Here is a 1,590-nt window from a genome sequence, read left to right on the forward strand (position 1 = left end):
CCGTTTACTGGGGCTTCGATTCAGAGCTTCTCCCAAAGGATAACCCCTCCTCTTAACCTTCCAGCACCGGGCAGGCGTCAGCCCCTATACTTCGCCTTACGGCTTCGCAGAGACCTGTGTTTTTGCTAAACAGTCGCCTGGGCCTATTCACTGCGGCTCTCTCGGGCTTGCACCCTAACAGAGCACCCCTTCTCCCGAAGTTACGGGGTCATTTTGCCGAGTTCCTTAACGAGAGTTCTCTCGCTCACCTTAGGATTCTCTCCTCGCCTACCTGTGTCGGTTTGCGGTACGGGCACCTTTCACCTCACTAGAGGATTTTCTAGGCAGTGTGGAATCAGGAACTTCGGTACTATATTTCCCTCGCCATCACAGCTCAAGGTACATGGTGACGGGATTTGCCTCGTCACCCCTCTAACTGCTTGGACGCGCTATTCCAGCAGCGCGCTTACCCTATCCTCCTGCGTCCCCCCATCGTTCAAACGGTGAAGAGGTGGTACAGGAATATCAACCTGTTGTCCATCGCCTACGCCTTTCGGCCTCGGCTTAGGTCCCGACTAACCCTGAGCGGACGAGCCTTCCTCAGGAAACCTTAGGCATTCGGTGGAAGGGATTCTCACCCTTCTTTCGCTACTCATACCGGCATTCTCACTTCTAAGCGCTCCACCAGTCCTTACGGTCTAGCTTCTCAGCCCTTAGAACGCTCTCCTACCACGGACACCAACGGTGTCCATCCACAGCTTCGGTGATACGTTTAGCCCCGGTACATTTTCGGCGCAGAGTCACTCGACCAGTGAGCTATTACGCACTCTTTAAATGGTGGCTGCTTCTAAGCCAACATCCTGGTTGTCTAAGCAACTCCACATCCTTTTCCACTTAACGTATACTTTGGGACCTTAGCTGACGGTCTGGGTTGTTTCCCTTTTCACGACGGACGTTAGCACCCGCCGTGTGTCTCCCATGCTCGGCACTTGTAGGTATTCGGAGTTTGCATCGGTTTGGTAAGTCGGGATGACCCCCTAGCCGAAACAGTGCTCTACCCCCTACAGTGATACATGAGGCGCTACCTAAATAGCTTTCGAGGAGAACCAGCTATCTCCGAGCTTGATTAGCCTTTCACTCCGATCCACAGGTCATCCGCTAACTTTTCAACGGTAGTCGGTTCGGTCCTCCAGTTAGTGTTACCCAACCTTCAACCTGCCCATGGATAGATCGCCCGGTTTCGGGTCTATTCCCAGCGACTAGACGCCCTATTAAGACTCGCTTTCGCTACGCCTCCCCTATTCGGTTAAGCTCGCCACTGAAAATAAGTCGCTGACCCATTATACAAAAGGTACGCAGTCACCCAACAAAGTGGGCTCCCACTGCTTGTACGCATACGGTTTCAGGATCTATTTCACTCCCCTCTCCGGGGTTCTTTTCGCCTTTCCCTCACGGTACTAGTTCACTATCGGTCAGTCAGTAGTATTTAGCCTTGGAGGATGGTCCCCCCATATTCAGACAAAGTTTCTCGTGCTCCGTCCTACTCGATTTCATGACTAAGAGATTTTCGCGTACAGGGCTATCACCCACTATGGCCGCACTTTCCAGAGC

1 rRNA gene is annotated in these 1,590 nt (G+C 52.8%); it reads right to left on the reverse strand.

Annotation, left to right across the window (positions count from 1 at the left end):
• Positions 1-1,590, reverse strand: a 23S ribosomal RNA gene (locus tag ACFT9I_RS40260); the annotation flags it as partial.

It is taken from the genome of Streptomyces sp. NPDC057137 (genome assembly GCF_042670825.1).
GTDB lineage: Bacteria > Actinomycetota > Actinomycetes > Streptomycetales > Streptomycetaceae > Streptomyces.